This is a genomic window from Pseudomonas sp. B15(2017), from assembly GCF_002113215.1.
Taxonomy (GTDB): Bacteria; Pseudomonadota; Gammaproteobacteria; order Pseudomonadales; family Pseudomonadaceae; genus Aquipseudomonas.
Window position 1 is genome coordinate 116,257 of sequence record NZ_NEJZ01000015.1, and the last position, 22,764, is coordinate 139,020.

The 22,764-nt window shown below is 60.2% G+C and carries 21 protein-coding genes and 1 pseudogene; 11 read left to right on the forward strand and 11 right to left on the reverse strand.

Annotated elements, in window-relative coordinates; genetic code table 11:
* Window positions 1-35 precede the first annotated feature (35 nt).
* On the reverse strand, window positions 36-593 hold the full coding sequence (locus CAF73_RS21160; protein WP_085700325.1) for a helix-turn-helix transcriptional regulator: 558 nt from the start codon (window positions 591-593) through the stop codon (window positions 36-38).
* Between the two features lie 78 nt (window positions 594-671).
* Window positions 672-1,076, reverse strand: coding sequence for a RidA family protein (locus CAF73_RS21165; protein WP_085703731.1), 405 nt, complete (start codon window positions 1,074-1,076; stop codon window positions 672-674).
* A gap of 134 nt (window positions 1,077-1,210) precedes the next feature.
* On the opposite strand from CAF73_RS21165, the gene CAF73_RS21170 reads away from it, so the two are divergent.
* The gene (locus tag CAF73_RS21170) at window positions 1,211-2,128 is read left to right on the forward strand and encodes a LysR family transcriptional regulator (RefSeq protein WP_085703732.1); all 918 of its coding nucleotides are present in this window, start codon (window positions 1,211-1,213) and stop codon (window positions 2,126-2,128) included.
* Here the strand turns inward: CAF73_RS21170 and CAF73_RS21175 are convergent.
* Window positions 2,115-2,975, reverse strand: coding sequence for a LysR substrate-binding domain-containing protein (locus CAF73_RS21175; RefSeq protein WP_085703733.1), 861 nt, complete (start codon window positions 2,973-2,975; stop codon window positions 2,115-2,117). The two genes, CAF73_RS21170 and CAF73_RS21175, sit on opposite strands and share 14 nt — an antisense overlap.
* A gap of 137 nt (window positions 2,976-3,112) precedes the next feature.
* Here CAF73_RS21175 and CAF73_RS21180 point away from each other — a divergent pair, with 137 nt between their 5' ends.
* Genes CAF73_RS21180 through CAF73_RS21195 form a run of 4 tightly spaced genes read left to right on the forward strand, consistent with a single transcriptional unit; the run spans window position 3,113 to window position 7,349 of the window.
* Window positions 3,113-4,165, forward strand: coding sequence for an agmatine/peptidylarginine deiminase (locus CAF73_RS21180; RefSeq protein WP_085703734.1), 1,053 nt, complete (start codon window positions 3,113-3,115; stop codon window positions 4,163-4,165).
* 3 nt (window positions 4,166-4,168) lie between these two features.
* Complete coding sequence (aguB, locus tag CAF73_RS21185) at window positions 4,169-5,077, forward strand: N-carbamoylputrescine amidase (protein WP_085703735.1); 909 nt, start codon at window positions 4,169-4,171, stop codon at window positions 5,075-5,077.
* A 1-nt stretch (window position 5,078) separates the two neighbouring features.
* On the forward strand, window positions 5,079-6,182 hold the full coding sequence (locus tag CAF73_RS21190; RefSeq protein ID WP_085703736.1) for an extracellular solute-binding protein: 1,104 nt from the start codon (window positions 5,079-5,081) through the stop codon (window positions 6,180-6,182).
* A gap of 48 nt (window positions 6,183-6,230) precedes the next feature.
* A complete protein-coding gene (locus CAF73_RS21195; protein ID WP_085700317.1) occupies window positions 6,231-7,349 on the forward strand; it encodes an agmatine/peptidylarginine deiminase in 1,119 nt (372 codons plus the stop codon).
* 105 nt (window positions 7,350-7,454) lie between these two features.
* On the opposite strand, the gene CAF73_RS21200 is transcribed toward CAF73_RS21195, so the two are convergent.
* The 3 genes from CAF73_RS21200 to CAF73_RS21210 form a co-directional block, all read right to left on the reverse strand.
* Window positions 7,455-7,862 carry a RidA family protein gene (locus CAF73_RS21200; RefSeq protein ID WP_085703737.1) on the reverse strand — a complete coding sequence of 136 codons (408 nt, stop codon included), beginning with the start codon at window positions 7,860-7,862 and terminating at the stop codon, window positions 7,455-7,457.
* Window positions 7,863-7,886: 24 nt separating this feature from the next.
* The gene (locus CAF73_RS21205; RefSeq protein ID WP_085700314.1) at window positions 7,887-8,381 is read right to left on the reverse strand and encodes a PaaI family thioesterase; all 495 of its coding nucleotides are present in this window, start codon (window positions 8,379-8,381) and stop codon (window positions 7,887-7,889) included.
* Window positions 8,382-8,496: 115 nt separating this feature from the next.
* Complete coding sequence (locus CAF73_RS21210) at window positions 8,497-8,781, reverse strand: DUF4880 domain-containing protein (RefSeq protein WP_085700313.1); 285 nt, start codon at window positions 8,779-8,781, stop codon at window positions 8,497-8,499.
* A gap of 214 nt (window positions 8,782-8,995) precedes the next feature.
* On the opposite strand from CAF73_RS21210, the gene CAF73_RS21215 reads away from it, so the two are divergent.
* Window positions 8,996-10,906 carry a tyrosine-protein phosphatase gene (locus CAF73_RS21215; protein ID WP_085703738.1) on the forward strand — a complete coding sequence of 637 codons (1,911 nt, stop codon included), beginning with the start codon at window positions 8,996-8,998 and terminating at the stop codon, window positions 10,904-10,906.
* Between the two features lie 28 nt (window positions 10,907-10,934).
* Here CAF73_RS21215 and CAF73_RS21220 read toward each other — a convergent pair whose 3' ends face one another.
* Complete coding sequence (locus tag CAF73_RS21220; RefSeq protein ID WP_085703739.1) at window positions 10,935-11,861, reverse strand: AraC family transcriptional regulator; 927 nt, start codon at window positions 11,859-11,861, stop codon at window positions 10,935-10,937.
* 171 nt (window positions 11,862-12,032) lie between these two features.
* The gene (locus CAF73_RS21225; RefSeq protein ID WP_085703740.1) at window positions 12,033-13,709 is read right to left on the reverse strand and encodes an MFS transporter; all 1,677 of its coding nucleotides are present in this window, start codon (window positions 13,707-13,709) and stop codon (window positions 12,033-12,035) included.
* 397 nt (window positions 13,710-14,106) lie between these two features.
* Between CAF73_RS21225 and CAF73_RS29925 the strand changes: the two genes are divergently transcribed.
* Window positions 14,107-14,352 (forward strand): hypothetical protein, encoded by a 246-nt coding sequence (locus CAF73_RS29925; protein ID WP_139834859.1) that lies wholly within the window; start codon window positions 14,107-14,109, stop codon window positions 14,350-14,352.
* 195 nt (window positions 14,353-14,547) lie between these two features.
* Here the strand turns inward: CAF73_RS29925 and CAF73_RS21230 are convergent.
* Window positions 14,548-14,715, reverse strand: a pseudogene (locus CAF73_RS21230) (transposase); the annotation flags it as partial.
* A gap of 293 nt (window positions 14,716-15,008) precedes the next feature.
* Between CAF73_RS21230 and CAF73_RS21235 the strand changes: the two are divergent.
* Window positions 15,009-16,367, forward strand: coding sequence for a hypothetical protein (locus CAF73_RS21235; protein ID WP_085700308.1), 1,359 nt, complete (start codon window positions 15,009-15,011; stop codon window positions 16,365-16,367).
* A 125-nt stretch (window positions 16,368-16,492) separates the two neighbouring features.
* Here CAF73_RS21235 and CAF73_RS21240 read toward each other — a convergent pair whose 3' ends face one another.
* On the reverse strand, window positions 16,493-16,876 hold the full coding sequence (locus tag CAF73_RS21240) for a DUF6124 family protein (RefSeq protein WP_085700307.1): 384 nt from the start codon (window positions 16,874-16,876) through the stop codon (window positions 16,493-16,495).
* Window positions 16,877-17,380: 504 nt separating this feature from the next.
* Between CAF73_RS21240 and CAF73_RS21245 the strand changes: the two genes are divergently transcribed.
* Entirely contained in the window at window positions 17,381-17,761 is a 381-nt protein-coding gene (locus tag CAF73_RS21245) for a RidA family protein (protein ID WP_085703741.1), read from the forward strand.
* Between the two features lie 126 nt (window positions 17,762-17,887).
* Window positions 17,888-19,876, forward strand: coding sequence for a U32 family peptidase (locus CAF73_RS21250; RefSeq protein ID WP_085703742.1), 1,989 nt, complete (start codon window positions 17,888-17,890; stop codon window positions 19,874-19,876).
* A gap of 73 nt (window positions 19,877-19,949) precedes the next feature.
* Here the strand turns inward: CAF73_RS21250 and CAF73_RS21255 are convergent, their stop codons facing one another.
* The gene (locus CAF73_RS21255; RefSeq protein ID WP_085703743.1) at window positions 19,950-21,260 is read right to left on the reverse strand and encodes an MFS transporter; all 1,311 of its coding nucleotides are present in this window, start codon (window positions 21,258-21,260) and stop codon (window positions 19,950-19,952) included.
* A 464-nt stretch (window positions 21,261-21,724) separates the two neighbouring features.
* Here CAF73_RS21255 and CAF73_RS21260 point away from each other — a divergent pair, with 464 nt between their 5' ends.
* The gene (locus CAF73_RS21260) at window positions 21,725-22,750 is read left to right on the forward strand and encodes a GlxA family transcriptional regulator (protein ID WP_085703776.1); all 1,026 of its coding nucleotides are present in this window, start codon (window positions 21,725-21,727) and stop codon (window positions 22,748-22,750) included.
* Window positions 22,751-22,764: the final 14 nt, after the last annotated feature.

Sequence of the window (22,764 nt, forward strand, 5' to 3'; positions counted from 1 at the left end):
ATCATCGTCCACGCATAAAATATGCGGCGGATGGCCTACAGCGTTTCCACCAGCCGTGCGGCGGTGCCGTCGGAGAGGGCGATCCGCGTCCAGCGGCAGAGGCCCGGCTGGATCGGCACGAGGGCGGAGTCATTGCTGCCCGTCAGAAATTCCAGAGCCGGCGGCGCCTGGACTTCTCGCCAACCGGCGTCATCCAGCAAGGATTCCTTGTGCCGGATTTCCACTGTCGCAAAACGCCACAGCGACTGCCCCAGCAGATCGCTCAGGGGGCTGGCGAACTGTGCGGCGCGAGCCGGCGAACAGGCCAGCAGGCGATGGGTCAGGTCGCAGACGAGGTGAACCGGGCGCGCGCTGTCCGTGACCAGTCGCGCGAGGGCCTGATCGGCGGCGCTGTCGAGTCGCGCCGCGAGCAGCCTTTCGAGCTGAAGATGGGCGTCCGGGTCCATCGCCTGCACGCCGCTTTCCCAGCGGGAAATGGTCGACTGAGTGACCTTGAACAACTCGGCGGCATGGCCCTGCTTGACGCGGTGCAGCACGCGCCAGCGGCGTAGGGCAATGCCGGGCAGACTGGGCTTCAACAAGATGTCGGGCATGGCGATGGATCGCAGAAGGAATGCGGGCCGACAGTCTGAAGACTGTCGGCCCGTGCTGCAAATCGATGCGATGTCAGGTCATTCCGGCAGTTTGGCAATCACCTTGATCTCGAATTGAAACCCGTATAGCCACGTCACGCCGACCGCTGTGATGGTCGGATGCGGCGCTTCACCCCAGAACTCCGGCACCACCTCCCAGATGGTTTCAAACGTGGATTGCGGGTCGACCATGAACACCGTCACGTCCACCACGTCGTCGAAACTGCCGCCAGCCGCGCCCAGAATGGCGTTGAGGTTGGTGAAGGCCAGTCGCACCTGTTGCTTGAGATCAGGTTCCGGCGAACCGTCCTCAAGGCTGCCGACCTGGCCGGAAACGAACAGAAATCCTTTGGAACGAACCGCCGGCGAATAGCGATTGCGTTCGTACAGGGCATGGCGTCCAGGTGGGAAAACCACATCGCGTTTTGGTTGGGCACGGGTCATGAGGTGTCTCCTTCAATGGTTTGAAAACCTGCGATGGAGAAACTTTAGGGGCTTGCGCTGACACGATAAACGCGCAACCTTGGCGTTCACTGTTTGCAAATCCCAAACAATCGAACCGCTATCAGAGGTGGGGTATGGACCGTTTCGATGCGATGCAAGCCTTCGCCCGTGTCGTGGAGGCGGGCAGTTTCACCAAGGCCGCCGAAACCCTGCACATGAGCAAGACCACCGTGACTCAGCTCGTCCAGCAACTGGAGGCGCGGCTGCGGGTCAAGTTGCTCAACCGCACTACGCGCAAGGTCAACGCCACGGCGGACGGCGCGGCCTATTACGAGCGGGTGATCAAGTTGCTGGCGGACATGGACGATGCCGAAACCAGCCTTCCCGGTGCCGCGGCTCAGCCTAAGGGGCGCTTGCGGGTCGATGTGCCAAGCCCGCTGGCCAATCTGATTCTGGTGCCGGCGCTGCCCGAGTTTTATGAGCGCTATCCGGAGATCCAGATCGACATGGGTGTCAGCGACCGGATCGTTGACATCATCGATGAAAACGTCGATTGCGTGGTGCGCGGGGGCGAGTTGCGGGATCAGTCGCTCATGGCCCGGCGGGTCGCCGATCTGCAACTGGGCGTGTATGCCGCGCCGAGTTATCTGGCCCGTGTCGGCACCCCGACGCATCCCCGAGAACTGGAAGACTCTCATCACCGGGTGGTCGGTTTCCTCTGGGCACGCACCGGCAAACCCGTGCCTTACGCCCTGCACAACGAACACGAAAACTTGCAGATCAAGGGGCGCCACGTGCTGGCGGTCGATGACGGCAATGCTTATTTGTCGGCGGGGCTCGCGGGGCTGGGTGTGTTGTGGTTGCCCAAGTACATGTCCAAGGCACATGAGGCAAGCGGCGCGCTGATCCCACTGTTCGAAGACTGGCAGCTCGAACCGATGCCGCTTTACGTCGCGTATCCGCCGAACCGCCACATCAGCCGTAAGTTGCGGGTGTTCATCGACTGGATCGCCGAGGTGATGGCCCGCCATGCACCGGTCATGGATCGCTGAGGTTCGCCAGCAACCACTCGGTGAAACGTCGCGCCATCGGGTCATTCTCGCTGTCGCGATGGGTCAGCATCGCCCAGTTCGGGCCGCGAATGGTGTCGTCCACCAAGGGCTGCAACAGCCCGTCGGCCCGGGCCTTACGGCTGAGTAACTGACTGACCAGCGCAATCCCCAGACCTGAGCAAGCCGCATCCAGCAACAGGCCCGGATCAGAGAAATTCAAACCCTGATCCTGCTGGCCGACATCGATTCCCGATTCCACCGCCCAATGGCTCCAGTCCATTTCCCGCTCGCCGTGCAGCGTTGTCCGCTGCGCGCCCGGTACGCCCAGCAGGCTCGGATGACACGCCGGATAGAGCCGATCAGCGTGCAGCACCTTGAAGCTGCATTCAGCCTGGGAACTGATGTCGTCGCGCACGGCGATGTCGATGGTTTGTGTCGCCATGTCCGGCACTTCGTCGGTGCTGAAGATCCATAGATCGACCTGCGGGTGCTGTTGTCGGAAATCCGCCAGACGCGGCAGCAACCAGTGCCGGGCAAACGCCGGCGTGGTGTTGAGCACCAGTTGATTGGGCTTCTGGTATTGCCCCAGCCGCCGAATGCCCACCGACAGCTGCTGCAGCATGGCCTGAGTCGTGCTGAGCAGGTCGTGGCCGGCGTCGGTCAGGGCGACGCTGCGCCCGCGGCGGAAAAACAGTGGCTGTTCCAGATACGCCTCAAGGCTGCGGATCTGCTGGCTGATGGCCGACTGTGTGAGGCTCAGTTCCTCGGCGGCTTTGTGAAAACTGCCCAGCCTTGCGGCGGCTTCGAAGCCGCGCAACGAGCTGAGGGGTGGCCAGTGTTTCAGCATGATCGATAAGTTCCTCTAATCAGTTTTCCGCTAAATCCATCGTTTGTTTGCCCGTAAGGCCGCCATTAGCATGCACGTCAACGCCGCCAAGGCTGTTTTCATTGAACACAATGGCTTAACTCAGAGGGCTTTTTACCATGCAGCAGAACAAAAACAACAACAGCGGTTGGATGATGCCGGCAGAGTGGGTGACGCACGCGGCGACCTGGATGGTCTGGCCCCACAACAAGGCCCTGTGGGAGTCTGGCTGGCGCGTGACCCTGCCGTTGGTGCAGGAAGATTTCGCCCGCGTTGCCAATGCCATCGCCCGGTTCGAACCGGTAAAAATGGTCGTCGATCCGTCGGCCATTGCCAGCGCCAGAGCCTTGTGCGGGCCGAACATCGAACTGATCCCGCTGGCGGTCAACGACAGCTGGTGCCGCGACTCCGGTCCGAGCTTCGTCGTTCATCCTGAGCAAGGTCTGGCCGGGGTGAGCTGGCGCTTCAACGCCTGGGGTGGCAAGTCGGCCCACGAGCTGGACGAAAGTCTGGCCCGTCGCGTGCTCAATCACCTGGGCGGCGAGTGCTTCGGCACGGCGCTGAGCAACGAGGGCGGCGCGATCCACGTGGACGGCGAGGGCACCTTGATCACCACCGAATCGGTGCTGCTCAATCCCAACCGCAACCCCGGCGTGAGCAAGGCCGAGATGGAGGAAATCTTCAGCCGCCTGCTTGGTGTGAAGAAAACCATCTGGCTGCCGGGCGATCCGGATTACGTTACCGGCGACATGACCGATGGCCACGTCGATGGCGTCTGCGCCTTCGCCCGTCCCGGTGTGTTGCTGGTGGACGCGACTCACGATCGCAGCTCGGTGTACGCCGAAGTCGTGCGGGAAAACCGCCGTGCACTGGAACTGGCGACCGACGCTCAGGGCCGCCAATTCGAGTTGATCGAGCTGTACGAAGCCACCGACGCGGTGGATACCGAAGCCGAAGTGTTCTGCGCCTCGTACACCAATTTCTACATTGCCAACGGCGCGATCATCATGCCGGCGTACGGCATCGAGGCCGACCATGTCGCGGCAGAAACCCTGGCCAAGGCGTTCCCTGGCCGCGAAGTGGTGCCGGTGCAGATCAATCACCTGGCCCATGGCGGCGGCGGTGTGCACTGCATCACCCAGCAACAGCCCGCCTGGCCGGTGGAGGGGTGACCGATGACGATGCTCAAAGTCGCCACCACCCAGATGCCGTGCACCTGGGATCTGAAGAGCAACCTCGACCGCGCCGAGCAGTGGGTGCGTGAAGCGGCCGCGCAGGGCGCGCAAGTGATCCTGTTGCAGGAGCTGTTCGCCACGCCGTATTTCTGCATCGAACAGAGCCACCACCATATGGCGCTGGCCGAGGAGTACCGCGACAGTCAGGTGCTGTCGCGTTTCGCCGCGCTGGCCCGTGAACTGGGCGTGGTGCTGCCGCTGAGCTGGTACGAGAAGGCCGGCAATGCCTACTTCAATTCCCTGAGCGTGGCCGATGCCGACGGGCGCCTGTTGGGCGTGTACCGCAAGACCCACATCCCCAACGCCATCGGCTATCAGGAGAAGGAATATTTCAGCCCCGGCGACACCGGTTTCAAAGTCTGGGACACCGCGTTCGGCCGTCTGGGCGTGGGCATCTGCTGGGACCAGTGGTTCCCCGAAACCGCCCGCTGCCTGGCATTGATGGGCGCAGAAGTGTTGCTGTTCCCGACCGCCATTGGCTCGGAACCGGGCTGTGCGGATCTGGATTCGCGCGACCACTGGCAGATGACCATGCGTGGCCACGCGGCTGCGAATCTGTTGCCGGTGATCGCCTCCAACCGTGTTGGCCGCGAAGTGGCGGGAACCGATGCGGCGCTGCAAATGAATTTCTACGGCTCGTCGTTCATCTGCAACCACAAGGGAAAAATGCTCGCCGAAGCCGACCGCGCCAGCACCGGCGTGCTGGTGCAAAGCCTGGATCTGTCGGCCATGCGCGAAGAGCGCCTGAGCTGGGGCATCTATCGCGACCGTCGCCCGGACATGTACGGCGCTTTGCTCAGCCAGGACGGCCGTCACCTTAACGCCCGCTGGAATCCTCAAGGAGTCTGATATGCACACCTCACACAAGTGGTTGCTGGGCGCTCTGGGTCTGGCGCTGGCCGGTTTGATGCCGGCCGTGCACGCCGAAGACAAGACATTGCGCCTGTACAACTGGGCGGATTATTTCGCCGAAGACACGCTGACAAAGTTCACCGCCGAAACCGGGATCAAGGTGATCTACGACGTGATGGACGGCAGCGAAACCCTGGAGGCCAAGATGCTCTCCGGCGGCAGCGGCTACGATCTGATCTTCCCCGGTGACACCGTGGCTGAACGCCTGATGCGCGCCGGCAGCCTGTTGCCGCTGGATCCTTCGAAAGTCGCGGCGATCAACGACATCGAACCGGGCCTGCAAAAACTGCGCAGCCGTTACGAGCATTCGAACAAGGCTACGGTGCCCTACACCTGGGGCACCATCGGCCTGACCTACAACGCCGAGCAGATCAAGCAGCGCATGGCCGATGCGCCGGTCAACAGCCTCGACATGCTGTTCAAACCGGAGTTGGCGGCCAGGTTCGCCGATTGCGGAATCTCGATGATCGACTCGCCGGACGAAGTGCTGGCCGTGGTGCTCAATTATCTGGGGCGCGATCCGCGCAGCGCCAAGCCTGCGGATCTGGCAGCGGCCAGTGACTTGCTGATGAAGCTAAGGCCGTACATTCGCAAGTTCCAGTCGCAACCGGTGACCGATCTGGTCAACGGCAACCTGTGCCTGTCCCTCGGCTACAGCGGCGACATGACCCAGGCCCAGCGCACCTCGGACAGCGCCGGCAAGCAGACCCGCTTCCAGTACCGCGTTCCCCGCGAGGGCACCACGGTGTGGATGGACACCATGGCCATTCCGGTCGATGCCAGACATCCGGAATACGCCTACGCGTTCATCAACTTCGTGATGCGCCCGGAGAACATGGCTGCGATCAGCAATTTCACCGGTTACCCGACCTCCAACGCCAAGGCCCGGCCAAGCGTGGATGAGGCGATGCGCAACAACCCGGACATCTACCTCGACGATGCGACCTATGCTCGTCTGATACCGGGCAAGGATATTCCCCAGGCTGACATGCGCGCCCGCATGCGCACCTGGACCAAGTTCAAGACCGCCACTGCCAAGTGATTTTTCCGGGCCGCTTCGGTGGCCCCCTTACACATCAGGAACGTACACATGCCGACTCGTCGCGAGTTCATCAAACAGGTTTCAGTCGCCGCCGGCGTAGGCGCTGCCGTCATGGGCCTCGGCCTGTCACCGGCACGCGTGCTGGCGGCCAGCGAAGGTCGCTGGTTCATGCCCGACGAGGGCGACAAGCACGAACGCGCCTATATGGCCTTCGGCGCGCAGGACGCAATCTGGGAAGACTTCACCGAAGACGTCCAGGAAGCGCTGGGCCGGATCGCCCGTGCCATCGCTCGCTACGAACCGCTGACCATCTACTGCCGCAGCAGCGAACGCAGCCTGGCGGAAGAGATTTGCGGCACGTCCAACATCACCTACCAGATCGCCAACCTCGACGACATCTGGATGCGCGACATCAGCGCCAATTTTGTCATCGACGACAAGAACGGCCTGGGCGCAGTGGACTTCAACTTCAGCGGCTGGGGCAACAAGCAGCAGCACTCGAAGGACGCGAAGATCGCCAAACGTGTAGCGCAAGACGCGCAAGCAACCTACATTCGCAGCGAACTGGTGGGCGAGGGCGGCGGCATTGAAGTCGACGGCCACGGCACCGCGATCATGACCGAAAGCTGCTGGGTCAACGAAAACCGCAACCCCGGCTGGAGCAAGGCTGATGTCGAGGCGGAACTGAAAGCGCGCCTCGGTTTGCGCAAGATCATCTGGCTGCCGGGCATTAAGGGCAAGGACATCACCGATGCCCACGTCGATTTCTACGCGCGCTTCGTCACGCCCGGCGTGGTGATCGCCAACCTCGACACCGACCCGCGCTCCTACGACAACAAGGTCACGCTGGCGCACCTGGAAATCCTGAAAAAGGCCACCGACGCTGACGGTCGCCCGTTGCAGATCCACACCGTTTCGCCACCGCTGAAACCGCGCAGCACCAAATTCAACAAGGACAACGACGACTTCGCGGCCGGTTACATCAACTACTTCGTGATCAACGGCGCGGTGATCGCCCCGGAGTTTGGCGACAAGGACGCCGACAAGAAAGCCTTCGACCTGCTGAAAAAACTCTACCCGAACCGCGACGTGGTGCAGATCAACATCGACGCCATCGCGGCCGGCGGTGGCGGCATTCACTGCGTGACCAGTCACCAGCCGGCATAAGGCCAGGCCTCAGCGGAAACGTTGGGGCAGGGCCTCGGCAAAGGGATGGAAGTCAACTGTGTTCCAGCATGTCGCAGGCGGGCCTCGCGGTGGTGATTAAAGGCACTACACAGGTATAGCGCGCCTGCGCACTGCCACACATTTGATTTCCACCAGCAGCCCCGGATGGGCCAGTTCGCTGACGCCGATGCAGGTCCAGGCGCAGAAGCCTTTGGGGAATACGCGGTTCTTCACGTCACGAAACACCGGCATATGTTGGCTCATGTCGACGTGATAGGTGGTCATCTCCACCACATCGTTGAAGGTGCAACCGCCGGCCTTCAACACCTCGTCGAGGTTTTCCCAGGCACGAATGAATTGTTGCTCGGGATCTTCGATGACCTTCAAGTCAGCCGTCCGGCCCACCTGGCCGGCGCAATAAAGCGTGTCGCCGACCAGAACCGCCGGGGCGTAACCGGCGCGTTCGACGATGGGTTTCATGGATTCGGGGATGATGATTTTGCGATCGGGCATGCTGTTTTCCTTCAGTGACAGGTCTCAGCGACCATGAGCGGCCGCCGCCAACTGCTCGGTATCGACCCGAACAAACACCGAATCACCCACCGCCGTCAGCACATCCCCGGCGTAGACCTCGCAGATCACCCGGGTTTTACGTCCGACTTCACCGTCGACTCGGGCTTTCAACGTCAGCGGTACGCCCATTGGCGTCGGCTTGATGAATTTGATACCAAGGTTGCCGGTGACGCAGTTGATGCGTGGCAGGCTTTCGGCTTCACGGCCTTCGGCGCGGTAGTGGTAAGCCATCGCGGTCCAGTTGGAATGGCAGTCCACCAGCATCGCGATCAAACCGCCGTAGACCAGCTCCGGCCAGCCGCAGTATTTGGCCTCGGGCACATGCTCGGCCATGACGTGCACGCCATCCTCGTGCCAGAAACTCTTGATGTGCAAGCCGTGCGGATTGCTGCTGCCGCAGCCGAAACAGACGCCGTCGGGGGCGGCGGTGTCTTGCAGGGAGGTGTCGATGGAGGACATGCCGGGATCATCCTTAAACTGGTTAGCCGAACCCGGGGGATTCTAAACCTGAATCAAGAACAAGGCGTTGTCTCAAATGACGCCTTCTGCTGTTGGCGTCGATCCTCGCACGATGCTAATTGCGCTGCGCCAGGTTGCGTTGAAATTCTTCGAAGCTGCAAGGCAGGCTCGTGGCTTTGCGTTTTTTCGACTTGTCGTGCTCGTCTGGCAATTGATCGCTCAACTCCCAGACCTCAAGCATCTTCGCGTACTCGAAGGCGTGGCGCGGACTGCTCTGAATCCAGTGCTGGAACGCCTGGCGTTCGTCAGGTGTGCAGGTTTCGTCTTGCAGACGCAGGCACCAGTGCGCTGCCTGATTGAGGATTTCATCGTCGGCGTCTTGAGGGCTTTGGAGGTTCATTGACTGCTTCCAGGATGGCCGGAGAGGGCACTTTAACCTGCCTCTTGCAAAAAAAACGTCAAAGTTCGACAGGGATTTAGCCTGCCTGACGGACAGAACGCGCGCCCACCGGACAGATCGCGCCGCCATTTACGCTTTTCGAGGTTTTGCCATATTCAGTCACATTTCGTTATAGATAGTGGGCAGCCCAACCGGTTTCCAATGAGGCTGCATCGTGTTTCCACGTCTTCTGTGTTCGCTGTCCGTGTTGAGTCTGTCCATTGCCGCCGCCCACGCGGCCACCCTTGATACCCCGCGCCTGCAGGGCATCGACAACTTCCGCGATGTCGCCGGTATCACCACGGCCTACTCCACGACCCATGACGGCACGATGCGCGCCGGTGTGTTCTACCGCTCCAACGCGCTGACGCCGACGGCCTCGGATCTGACAGCCCTCAACGGTCTGGGGATCAAGGCCGTTTATGACCTGCGTACGCCCAGCGAAATCGCCGGTACGCCGGACACCGTGATCAGCGGCGCGACTTACCAGAACATCGACATCATCGGCGCCACCACCTCGGGCGCGAACATCACCACGGTCTCGTTCAAGAGCGCAGCCGATGCGATAGCGATGATGCAGGAGACCAACCGCGCCTTTGTCAGCGACGCCGGCATGCGCGGTCAGTTGGGCGTGCTGTTCAATGAACTGGCGGGCGTCGACGGTGCCGCGCTGTTCCATTGCACCGCCGGCAAGGACCGCACCGGCTGGACGGCCGCCGTGTTGCAAAGCATCGCCGGGGTGGACAACACGACGATCATGAGCAACTACCTGGCGACCAACGACTACACCGCCGCTCGTGTGGCCAAGACCCTGGCGATGATGCCGCCGAGCATGGCCGCGGTCTACGCGCCACTGCTGGGCGTCGAGGCGAGTTACCTGCAAGCCGGTCTGGATCAGGCGACCGCGCAATACGGCAGCATAGACAACTACCTCAAACAGGGCCTGGGTCTGTCCCAGGAAACCATTTACGTGCTGCGCGGCAAAATGGTCGAGTACAACAGCCTGCCGGGTCAGGTCGGCCTGATCGGCAACGCCGCTGCCGGCGCGCAACTGTTGCAGGAGTTGCAGAACAGCAAACTGTCGGGCACCTACAGCGCCTACAACTACTACCTGCAATCGGCTATCGACGCAGGCACGCTTGGCGGTGTCGAGTCCACGGTCGGCGGTCAGGTACACGCCGATGCGGCGAGTTACCTGTTGCGTCAGAACGCGATGATCGAGCAGGCCGCCGCGCCATTCGCCAGCGGTACCGACCTCAAGGTCGGCCAATACCGTTTGTGGAGCACCGCGCTCGCCGGTTATCTGGGCACCGACGGTTCGGCCCATGCGCAAAGCAGCAACGAACACAGTCAGGGCCTGATGGTTGGCGTTACTCAGCGCTTCTCCGAACAGCTCAGCGCGCGCGGCGGGATCGGTTACAGCAAAGGTTCGGTGGGTGGCGCAGGTGGCGAGGCCGATACCGATTTCACTTTCCTCGACATCGGTGCGCGTTATGGCTTCACCAGCCTTGAGCGTGGCCTGTTTGCCGATGCCAACCTCAGCGCCGGTTACGTCGATTACGACAGCAAACGCGACCTCGGCGGCGGTCTTGGCTCGGCGAAGGGCGACACTCACGGCAACCTCAGCGGCGCCACGCTGGCGCTGGGTTATCGCCTGCCGATGAACGATGTGGTTCTGGAGCCGAGCCTCGGCGTGCGGGTCAGCCGTCTGGACCTGTCGGGCTTCCAGGAAAAGGGCAGCGAACTGGCCCTCGACGTCGACAGCCTCCAGCAAACCCGCCGCAGCGCCGTGGCCAATCTCGACGTCTCGTTCGCCCCGATGCCCATGGGCGCGTGGCAACTGGTGCCGGGCATGCGGGTCGGTTACGAGCGTGTGCTGGGCGATCATCAGGTCGACAGCGAAGGCCATTTGTTGGGGCTGGATATCGAACAGCGCGCGGCGTTCGACAACCGCGATCAGTTCAGTGGCGGCGTCAACCTGATGGCCAACCTCGGAGCCCTGAGCCTGGGTGCCGAAGTCGGCGCCAGCGGTGGAGGCGACAGCCACGGTTTCAGCGGCGCTCTCAAGGCCAGCTATCAGTTCTGATCAACCACAGGTGAAGAAAAGGACTGCCTCAGCGCAGTCCTTTTCGCATTTCTGCGGGGCTCACACCGTAGGCATCCTGAAAGTACTGGCAGAACCGGCCGACGTTGCTGAATCCGTATTGCAGGGCCACGTCGGTTACGGATGACGATTGGTCTTGCTTCAACATTTCGCAGGCACGCTCCAGCCTGACCTGGCGTTGGTAAGCGACAATCGAGGTGCCGACAAAGCGCCGGAAACCTTCCTGCAAGGCCCGCAGGCTGACGTTCACCAGCCCCGCCAGATCCGTTCCGCTGACCAATTGTTCGGGATGCGCCTGAATGTACTCGATGGCTTGCTTCACATGCCGTGGCGCAATCGATGCTTCGGGGCGGCGCAAGGCTTCGCTGAAATTGTGCGGCCAGGCTTCCAGCACGGCGTCCACCAGCATCTCCCGCAGGCGCGATGGCATCAGCGAACCGGCGTTCAACAACAGGTCGAATTCGGTGCCGGTGGCCAGGTCGATCAATGCGCGAATGCCCTGAAGCGCCGGGCTGTTCAGATCCACCCTCGGCTCGAAATGCAGCTTGTGCACGATCGGTCGTCCCAACAGCGACGACAGCCGTTCAGTGAGCGCCGCACGGCTGATCGACATGCCGTGCTGGGCATGATTGTCGACGAAGCGCATCGAGCGCAGATCCGCCTTGTCGATGGCCAGACCGATGTGCGGCAGGCCCAGGGATTCGGCGGAGTCGTTGAAGATGATCCGGCCGGCGGTGGGAATCACGAAGGTGATTTCGTCGTAGGGCTCGGGGAACGCCACCGTGAAATCGCCCCGGTAATGCATGCGCCGGAAACTGACCCCGTCGTGCCGGCCGTACACGCCACCGATGATGATGTCCTTGGGCGGCGGCGGTGTGTCGCCGTAACGATTGCCGAACATACGGGAGAACAACGTGCCGAAGTCGTCGCAGGACATATCGGCGGATCTGAGGATGATGGTCTGGCGCGTCGGGCTTGAGGACACCGGGAAGGTCACCTTGGCAGTCGGAGCAAAGAGGCGCGAGGACGTTAGCAACCAACAATGACGCCGATGTGACAACGCTCGATGCTGTGCGTGGCGCTATGCACAGCATCGAGCGGAGTCGGGTCAGGTGTGATGAATCTCCCGATCCTTGGTCTCCGGCAAGAAGAAGATGCCGAGAATCGCCGTCATCACCGCGATGACAATCGGGTACCACAAGCCGTAGTAGATATCCCCGGTGGCCGCGACCATCGCGAACGCCACGGTCGGCAGGAACCCGCCAAACCAGCCGTTGCCGATGTGGTAGGGCAGCGACATCGAGGTGTAGCGGATGCGCGCCGGGAACAGCTCGACCAGCCAGGCCGCAATCGGGCCGTAGACCATGGTCACGTAGATCACGAGGATGGTCAGCAGGAGCAAGACCATCGGGTAATTGGTCTTGGCCGGATCAGCCTTTTCCGGATACCCGGCTTCTTTCAGCGCGGTGCCGAGGCTGGCGGTGAAGGCATCGTTGCGGGTCTTGAAGTCGGCGGCCGGCAGGGCCGTGCCTTCGAAACTTTCGATGACTTTATCGCCGATGCGCACCTGAGCCACGGTACCCGGTTCCGCCACTACGTTTTCGTAAGGGATCGCCCGTTTGGCCAGGATGGTCTTGGCCAGATCGCAGGAACTGGTGAATTTGGCCTTGCCCACCGGATCGAACTGGAACGAGCACTGGTCAGGGTTGGCGATCACTTTGACCGGGTTCTTCTCCTGGGCGACGAACACGTCGGGGTTACCGTACTGGGTCAGCGCGTGGAAGATCGGGAAGTAGGTCACCGCCGCCAGAATGCACCCGGCCATGATGATGCCCTTGCGCCCGATGCGGTCGGACAGGCTGCCGAAAATCACGAAGAACGGCGTGCCGATTAACAGCGAGCCGGCAATCAGCAGGTTGGCGGTCTGCGGGTCGATCTTCAGGGTTTGCAGCAGGAAAAACAGCGCGTAGAACTGCCCGGTGTACCAGACGACCGCTTGGCCGGCGGTACCGCCGAGCAGGGCCATGATCACGATTTTCAGGTTGTCCCAACGGGCGAAAGATTCGGTCAGCGGCGCCTTGGAGTGTTTACCTTCTTCCTTCATTTTCTTGAACACCGGTGATTCGTTCAGCTGCAAACGGATGTACACCGACACTGCCAGCAGCAGGATCGACAGCAGGAACGGAATCCGCCAGCCCCAAGCCTCGAATGCCTCGGTGCCCAGCGCAGTGCGGCAGGCCAGAATCACCAGCAGCGAGAGAAACAGCCCCAGCGTCGCGGTGGTCTGAATCCACGACGTGAAATACCCGCGTTTGCCCTTCGGTGCATGCTCGGCCACATAAGTCGCCGCACCGCCGTATTCACCGCCCAGCGCCAGACCTTGCAGCAGCCGCAGGGTAATCAGAATGATCGGCGCCGCGACCCCGATGGTCGCGTAACCCGGCAGGAAACCCACAATCGCCGTCGACACGCCCATGATCACAATCGTGATCAGAAACGTGTGCTTGCGCCCGATCATGTCCCCCAATCGCCCGAACACCACCGCACCAAACGGCCGCACTGCAAAACCGGCGGCGAAGGCGAGCAGGGCGAAGATGAACGCCGTGGTCTCGTTGACCCCGGCGAAGAAGTGCTTGGCGATGATCGCGGCGAGCGAGCCGTAGAGATAGAAGTCGTACCACTCGAATACGGTGCCTAAGGATGAAGCGAAGATGACCTTGCGTTCCTCTCGGCTGACGCTGTGGTGCGGGGCACTGCCGGTGGACATGCTGTCGAGTACGGCCATGGGGGTTCTCCGTCGTGCTTGTTTTTGTAGGCCGGAGCACTTCATCAACGTCGCGTACCCGAGGCCTGTGGCGGATGCCGGATCAGGTGTTTCGTGGAGCGTGCACAGAATCACCACCCCGCGGGAGGGCGGGGTTTCTTTGAGCATAATTGGGATTGTGGGGATATCCAGTGGGGGCGGTGGATGGAGAGGGGGGACGGTTTAGTGGCGGAATGAGCTTGATGAATTTGCATTCTTGTTTTCTTATGTTTTTTCATGACTTCGATTGTTCCGAATTGGTATTAAAAACTGTTATTTCTGTCAGGTGTTGTGGCGGCTATTGTTGGAGATACTTTGTTTGCCGGGGGGGGCAGAAAATTGTCCCTTTTGTTTCTGTTAAAAATGGAGGTGCAAAATTTTGCAAAAAACTAATATAGATTCGTCTCCCGATATACCGGGAAAATTGCAGGATTTAGGAGGTAAAAAATATCTAACTGTATATGGTGTGGATGGACAGGTTTATGAAGGTAATAGTCCATCACTGGATTGGCGGTCTAATCACATGACAGGGAGTTTCGTTCTTACAATTAACCTGTTGTCTGGAGGTGTTAAGGTTTTTAATGATGCAGTAGCTGAGGTTCAAGCTATTACCAGGCATACTTGATTCAATTTTAATCAAAGGGGACAAATCAAAGGGGACAGATTTATTTTAGGTCAAATCAAAGGGGACCAATCAAAGGGGACAGATTTATTTTAGGTTATTTCTATCAGGTGAGATTGCGGCTATTTGTGTTGATGCTTTGCTTGTGGGGGCGCAGAAATAAATCTGTCCCCTTTGATTTTCGTCCCCTTTGATTTTCAGGCAGTAGGCATAAACTTTTATACCCAAGGCTTCCTTGAGCTCACGCAGGTCAGAAAGATAGCGTTCGTAATCGGCCGGTTCGGCGAACACAACCTGCCTGTTGTGGCCGCGCTGCACGATGTGGTGTGGGTAGTGGGGTAGCACGATGCGTCCCGTTCTGGGCATGAGTCTTCCTACGTCCTTGTTTTGACGGATGAAGTTTAGAAGGTGGCGAGGCTGAGGCAGGTTGGATGTGTCAGAGAATGTATCTGCCGAAGCTAAGCGAATGAATTAAATAAGCCAGAATTCGCGGCCTCTTATAATCGCTCAGGGTTTTGGTTGTTCTGAATCAGTATTAAAAACTGTTATTTCTATCAGGTGTGTTTGTGGGTTTTCGTGTTGATACTTTGATTGTGGGTGCGCAGAAAATAAATCTGTCCCCTTTAATGCATTAATGGATGACTTGATGGAGCAAGATAATGGGACAACAACAAGGAATCACCAGTCCAGGCACTCTGGATCCAGCTTTCAATAAAACCGGCATTCTTGAATTTCCTATTCCTGAAATTTCTGGTATCGAACCGAGCGCTGTATTGGCTCTGCCTCAAGGGAAACTGCTCACTGTCATCCCGTTGAGTGGAATCAATGCTGGCTACGCGGTGGCGCGTCTGAACGCGGACGGATCGCTGGATAAGGAGTTTGGTGCAAATAAACACGGTTTTGTGCTTGTGCCGCTCGATACCGTTCAGGATCTGAGCGTTTTCGGTATCAGCCCGGCGGTCAATGGCGGATGCCTGATTGTTGGTCAAGCTATCACAGACACCTCAGGCGGCCTGTTGATCATGCGCCATCTCCCGGATGGTCGATTGGACACGTCCTTGAATGAAACCGGCATTCTCTACATTCCCTACGAGGATTTCGGCAGCTCCGGGTACAAAGGAGTAATGGCGAAGGGGACTCCTCGCGATAATAAAGAGGCAGATGATGCCGAGCAGTCTTCTTTTGCCAGTTCAACTTCAGCGAGCGTACAGGCTGATGGCAAGATCCTGCTGCTCGGCAATGCCATAGATGAATTCGGAATACCGAAAGGCATCGTTCTGCGGCGTCACCCGGACGGCTCTCCCGATGAGACGTTCAACGGCACAGGCGCTGCGCTCATTGAACTTGAAGGCTTTGCATTCGAGTATAGTTCTAGCGATGGCATCGAATTACAGGCGGACGGGCGGATACTGGTTTGTGGGAGTTTCTATTCCAATGACGGTCAAACTGCCTATGTGACCCGTCTCACTGCCACTGGCAGGGTCGATCCCGACTTTAATGGGGGGCTTGCTGTCACCGTTTTCAGTCCGTCTTTGATTAGGTTGAGGGCTATGACGGTCCGGGAAAGTGATGGCAGAGTTATTGCGGTAGGCTCAGCAAAAATGGCGAGAGGTGAGCCTTGGAAAGGCCTGATAGTCGCTCTGAACTCTACGGGGTCCTACAACCTCCCATTTAATAACGGAAAGCCGCTATTTGCCGATTTTGTATCGGCGGGGCTCAGTTGGGAGCATTGCGTGACACAGGCCAATGGATCAATCGTCGTCTCCGGCTTTACCGGCAACGGTTTTGTCACAAAAGAGTTAAGTATCCTAACCGCGCGTTATCTTTCTGACGGTTCTCCGGATACTACGTTCAACGGTACAGGTTTTGCCGTGTTTGATGACGATTTGTTCATAGAATCTATCAGCGGCATGTCGATGAAAGGAACAGATCGTATTTTTGTGTGCGGTGCATTGTGGACGGACGCCGAATCTTGGCCATACATCAGTGGTGGTGTGCTGTTGTGTTACCGCGCCTGACGCCTTGAAGTGAATCCCGCCGTCGTTTTGCCTGAAGGCTGAAGTTGAATCAAAAGGGGACAGATTTATTTAATCGTCCCCTTTTGATGTTGTGTGATAGCAAAGAGCATCTTCGCCGCTGCGACTTACTCCGTTGGCACAACGTTATCCAACACCTGATTCACCGCCAGTTCCGCAAGCATCACGATCTGCGCGATGCCCTGTGCGGTCTTGCGGTGGGGGCCTTCGAGGAGGTCGACGAAGTTGTTGAGCATGACGTTGGCCGAACCCAGCGTTTCGACGGCGTCGGCGAGCAGGGATTCGTTGTTGCTGGCCGGGTTGGCCTGGTAGAGGCGGTTGGGGTAGTAGGGCGCGGCCATCATTTGGGCTGAGATCGGGCCGAGGTGGTAGTCGAGGGCGCGGGTGGCGGCTTCGTTGAATTTCTTGGAATCAGGGCATTCGTAAGGGGAGGTTGGGTCGGTGATGCTGGCCGGTGCGGTGACCGGAGGATTTGGCGTTACTTTGAACATGTTGGGTAACCTCTAATTGAGGCTGCAACCATCTCGCTGCTAAACGAAGGGGGTGGCAGCTGTGCGCAAGTTAGCAGACCGGTGAGGTTCCCAAACCCGGCGCGCCCGAGGGCGCCATGCGCACAGCCACCATCAAATGCAGGGCAATACCTGACTGATTGATGTACTTGCAACATTGGGAAAACACACCGGGCTGCTAAACCCGATCACTGGAAATCAGTGACCCGATCCAAGTTACCGGCCGACCCCAAGGCGCACAAGCCGGCGGATTCTGGCGTAGCCGTAGGCTCTGGCGCAAGGATTTGTGGGCAATTGCGCGTAACTCCAGATGTCTCTAAACACACGCATCGAAACATGTTTATTGGCCCACAAAACACACCGAAACATCCGTCAGAATCCACCCCGAAAACCGCCATTGCTTCAAACCCGCCGCCGCGTCTGTAAACTGGCCGCCCGAAACGGCGCGCGATGGCGCCGTCCTCACTGCCAGCGAAGGACTTTCCCATGGCCAACCAAGACATCACCTACACCCCGGATCCGGATGCAGACTCGATCTCTTCGGACGTGACCGAATTCAACGGCATCCTGATGTCGACCCAGATTCCGACCCGTGCCGACGGCAGCCTGGAACTGGGCGACGTCACCGCGCAAAGCGAATGCACGTTGCAGGCGCTGAAAGTAGCGCTGGAAAAGGCCGGCAGTTCGATGGACCGCGTGCTGCACCTGACCATCTACCTGACCGACATGGCTGATCGCGCAGCCTTCAACGAGGTGTACAAGCGCTACTTCGCCAGGCCATGGCCGGTGCGCGCAGCGGTTGGCGTGGCGGCGCTGGCGGTTGAAGGGATGAAGGTGGAAGTCACCGCGATGGCCGCCAAGGCCTGAGTTTGCGGTTCGGTAGGGCAGCTCTGCCGTGAGCAGGGCTGCCACCCGGCAGCACAGGCGTGCCGCCCACGCGTTTCGCGGCTACAATGCGCGCCTCGACCGTGACAGCCTGACTAAAAACTATATATGTCCTTGCCCAAACATCACCTGGAACTGCTCAGCCCCGCCCGTGACGTGGCCATCGCCCGCGAGGCCATCCTGCATGGCGCCGACGCGGTGTACATCGGCGGCCCGAGCTTCGGTGCGCGCCACAACGCGTGCAACGAGGTGAGCGAAATCGCCGAACTGGTGGAATTTGCCCGTCGCTATCACGCGCGCATCTTCACCACCATCAACACCATCCTGCACGACAACGAACTGGAGCCGGCGCGCAAGCTGATCCATCAGTTGTACGACGCCGGCGTCGATGCGCTGATCGTCCAGGACCTGGGCGTGATGGAGCTGGACATTCCACCCATCGAGCTGCACGCCAGCACCCAGACCGACATCCGCACCCTTGAGCGGGCGAAGTTCCTCGATCAGGCCGGTTTCTCGCAGCTGGTACTGGCCCGTGAACTGAACCTCAAGGAAATCCGCGCAATTGCCGATGAAACCGATGCCGCCATCGAGTTCTTCATTCACGGCGCGTTGTGCGTGGCGTTCTCCGGTCAGTGCAACATTTCCCACGCGCAGACCGGGCGCAGTGCCAACCGGGGCGACTGCTCCCAGGCCTGCCGTCTGCCGTACACCCTGAAAGACGAAAAGGGTGGCGTGATCGCCTACGAAAAACATCTGCTGTCGATGAAGGACAACAACCAGAGCGCCAACATCCGCGCGCTGGTCGAGGCCGGTGTGCGTTCGTTCAAGATCGAAGGACGTTACAAGGACATGGGCTATGTGAAGAACATCACCGCCTATTACCGCCAGCGCCTCGACGACGTGCTCAACGACCGTCCGGATCTGGCCCGTGCTTCCAGCGGCCGCACCGCGCATTTCTTCCTGCCGGACCCGGAAAAGACCTTCCACCGTGGCAGCACCGACTACTTTGTCAGCGAGCGCAAGATCGACATCGGCGCGTTCGATTCGCCGACCTTCACCGGTCTGGCGGTGGGCACGGTCGAGAAAGTCGGCAAGCGTGACATGCAGGTCATCACCCACGAGCCGCTGTCCAACGGCGACGGTCTCAATGTGCTGGTCAAGCGCGAAGTGGTGGGTTTCCGCGCCAACATCGCCGAAGCCAAGGGCGAGTTCGAGGAAGAAGGCGAGAAGCGCTACCGCTACCGCGTCGAGCCGAACGAAATGCCGGAAGGCCTGTACAAGCTGCGCCCGAACCACCCGCTGAACCGCAACCTCGATCACAACTGGCAGCAGGCCTTGCTCAAGACCTCCGCCGAGCGTCGTATCGGCGTCAGCTGGCTGGCGAAGCTGCGTGAAGAGCGTCTGGAACTGACCGTGACCAGCGAAGAGGGCATCAGCGCCAGCGTCGCGCTGGACGGCCCGTTCGGCGTCGCCAACAAACCGGAACAGGCGCTGGAGACCTTGCACGATCTGCTCGGCCAGCTCGGCACCACCGAGTACCACGCGACCTCGATCAAACTGGATGCGCCGCAAGCGTTCTTCATCCCGAACTCGCAGCTCAAGTCGTTGCGCCGTGAAGTGATCGAAGCGCTGACCGCCGCCCGCGTTGCCGCCCATCCGCGCGGTTCGCGCAAGGCCGAGACCACGCCACCACCGGTGTACCCGGAGGCGCATCTGTCGTTCCTGGCCAACGTCTACAACCAGAAGGCTCGCGACTTCTACCACCGTCACGGCGTGAAGCTGATCGACGCGGCATACGAGGCCCACGAAGAGGCGGGCGAAGTGCCGGTGATGATCACCAAGCACTGCCTGCGGTTCTCCTTCAACCTGTGCCCGAAACAGGCCAAAGGCGTGACCGGCGTGAAAACCAAAGTCGCGCCAATGCAGCTGATTCACGGCGATGAAGTGCTGACCCTGAAGTTCGACTGCAAGCCGTGCGAGATGCACGTGATCGGCAAGATGAAGGGCCACATCCTGAACATGCCGCAGCCGGGCAGTGTGGTGGGACATATCAGCCCTGAGGACCTGATGAAGACCATTCCTCGGGCTCCGCACTGATTCAGAGGCTGCTGTGCGATAAATAAAAAAACCGGTGACGAAAATCACCGGTTTTTTTATGCCTGCCAGAAACTCAACTGGCTTCGTAGCGCGATCCCGTTGGCGGCGCTGCTTCGCCACTCAACGCATCGACCATCGGCGGATGGTCCTGCGCCGCTTGACGCAAGTCTTCGGTCACCCGCAGCTCGGCGCCAGTTGGCGAGAACGTCGCTGCCGCCGCAAACGGCGCCGGGTTGGCCGGCACCGGACGCTTGCCACGGCGCCAGAAGAAGAACGTCACCATGGCCAGGTTGACCAGCGCAAAGGCCCAGAACAGCCGGGTTTCGCCGTGGGCGTTCATCGCTGGCGAGATCAGCAGCGGGCTCATCGCCGAGCCCAGCGAGTTGATCAGCAGCATGCCCTGAATCATCGGCACCAACGTTTCGACCGGCGCGCGGTCGGCCGCGTGACTGACCGCAACCGGGTACAACGCGAACACGCCGCCACCCAGCAGAAACAACATTGCCGCAAGCAGGGCCGAGGACAGCGGTACCAGCACGATCACCAGCGACAGCACGGTGCACGCGGCGCACAGCACGGTCAGCACTTGCAGGCGATCCTTGCGGTCGGACCAGCGTCCGACCGGGTATTGCAGCAGCATCGCGCCGAGGATCGTCCAGGCCATCATGCTGCCGACTTCGCCGACGTTCAGGCCGATGCGTTGCAAGTACAGCGGCAGCAGAGTGTAGATAGCCGCGATGGTCACACCGGAGCCGAAGCAGCCGACCAGACCGGTTGGCGATACGCCCAGCAGTGCCCGTGGCTTGAGCGGTTCGACCTGTTCCAGCAACGGAGAAACGCGCGGCAGGATCACGATCGGCAACACCGACAAGGTCGCCAGCATGCCGGCGACCATGAACGGCGCGGTATCGCCCAGACCGGTGATTTTCCCCAAAAACGCCTGCCCCAGCACCCCGGCGCCGTAGAGGACGATCATGTACAGCGCCAGCAGACGGCCGCGAATCTTCGCGTCACCGGCCAGCAGCAGCCAGCTCTCGATCACCAGAAACACGCCGACCGTGGCCCAGCCGTTGATCAGACGCAGGACGACCCAGCCCCAGGTGTCATAAAACAGCCCTTGCAGCAGGATGGTCGCGGCGATCAGCGAGGCGAAGCTGCTGTAGGCGCGGATGTGGCCGATGCGCAGGATCAGGCGATCGTTGAAGATCGCGCCGAGGGTCAGGCCGATGAAATAGGCCGAGGACACGATGCCGATCATCGTCGCCGATTCGCCGGCCGCGCCCAGGCGCAGAGTGGTCAAAGAAGACAGAAAGCCGTTGCCCAGGGCAACAATGAATAGCCCGAGCAGGGGCGCCAGCGCCATGGCCAGCAAACGCGGTGTCATAAAAACCCCAAGTGATCGAACAGCGGAACGTGCGCCTCTGCGCATGCGAGTGCCAAGCCGAAGTGTGTTGAAGACAAACGACCGCCGAACGGGCAGGACGATTGAGCCTGGCGCACTTCGTGAAAGTGGCCGGCTGTTCAAACCTGAGGGTTGTCATGGCTGCGGGCAGGCGCCGTTCGGGCGACTGCAAGAGGAGGCGCGATTTTAAGCGTTGTCTGGCGTTTGCCAAGATGCTGGCCCTGCGACGTTGGGACGCAGCCCGGCAGGGCTGGGTGATGATCGTTCCCACGCTCCGCGTGGGAATGCAGCCCGGGACGCTCCGCGTCCCTTCCAACGGCGGACGCAGAGCGTCCATGGAGGCATTCCCACGCGGAGCGTGGGAACGATCTACCTTGTGGTGCTTGCGTCGTTTGCGAGTAATTTGCTGCGGCGCCAGTTAGCATGGCGCTACAACAATGAAACCGATGGGCCACACCTTGATCGAACGACGCCAATTCAGCGGTGGCATGAAGGGCAAGAACCTTCGCTACCTGAACGAGCCCGCCAGCGGGCCGGGACACATGACCCGCACCGGGTTCGTGTTGCTGGAGCATTTTTCCCTGCCGGCCTTCACTCAGGCGCTGGACACCCTTGTCACCGCCAATCTGCTGCGCCCCGGTCTGTTTTCCACGCGCACCTTCGGCCTGAACGACGGCGAAGTGATCAGTGATCTGGGGCTGGTGATCCGCCCTGACGCGCGTCTGGAAACCAGCGTGTTGCAGGAACTGGATCTGCTGGTGATCTGTGGCGGTTACCGCACGGAATTGAAGGCGAGCGACGAGTTCATCAACCTGCTGAAAATGGCCGCCGAGGCCGGCGTGATGCTGGCCGGGTTGTGGAACGGCGCGTGGTTCCTGGGCCGGGCTGGGGTGCTGGAAGGTTATCGCTGTGCGATTCACCCGGAGCATCGGCCGGCATTGGCGGAGATTTCCAAGGCGACCCAGGTCAGCAGCGAACCTTACGTGATCGACCGCGACCGGTTGACCGCATCCAGTCCGTCCGGCGCGTTCCACATGGCACTGGACTGGATCAAGGGCCTGCACGACAAGGCGCTGGTCGAAGGCATCGAAGACATTCTGGCGTTCGAGGAATCGCGTTACCGGCGGATCAAACCGACCGAGAACCTCTGCGTCAGCGCGCCGCTGCGTGAAGTGGTGAAGCTGATGGACGCCAATCTGGAGGAACCGCTGGAGCTGGAACAACTGGCGGTGTATGCCGGCCGATCCCGGCGTCAACTGGAGCGACTGTTCAAGGAACAACTGGGCACCACGCCGCAGCGTTATTACATGGAACTGCGTATCACCGAGGCCCGGCGTCTGTTGCAACACACCGAGCTGTCCCAGGTGGACGTGCTGGTGGCCTGCGGGTTCGTGTCACCGAGTCATTTCAGCAAGTGCTACAGCGCTTACTTCGGTTATCGCCCGTCCAAAGAAAAACGGCTCGTCAAATGACGAGCCGTTCGGCG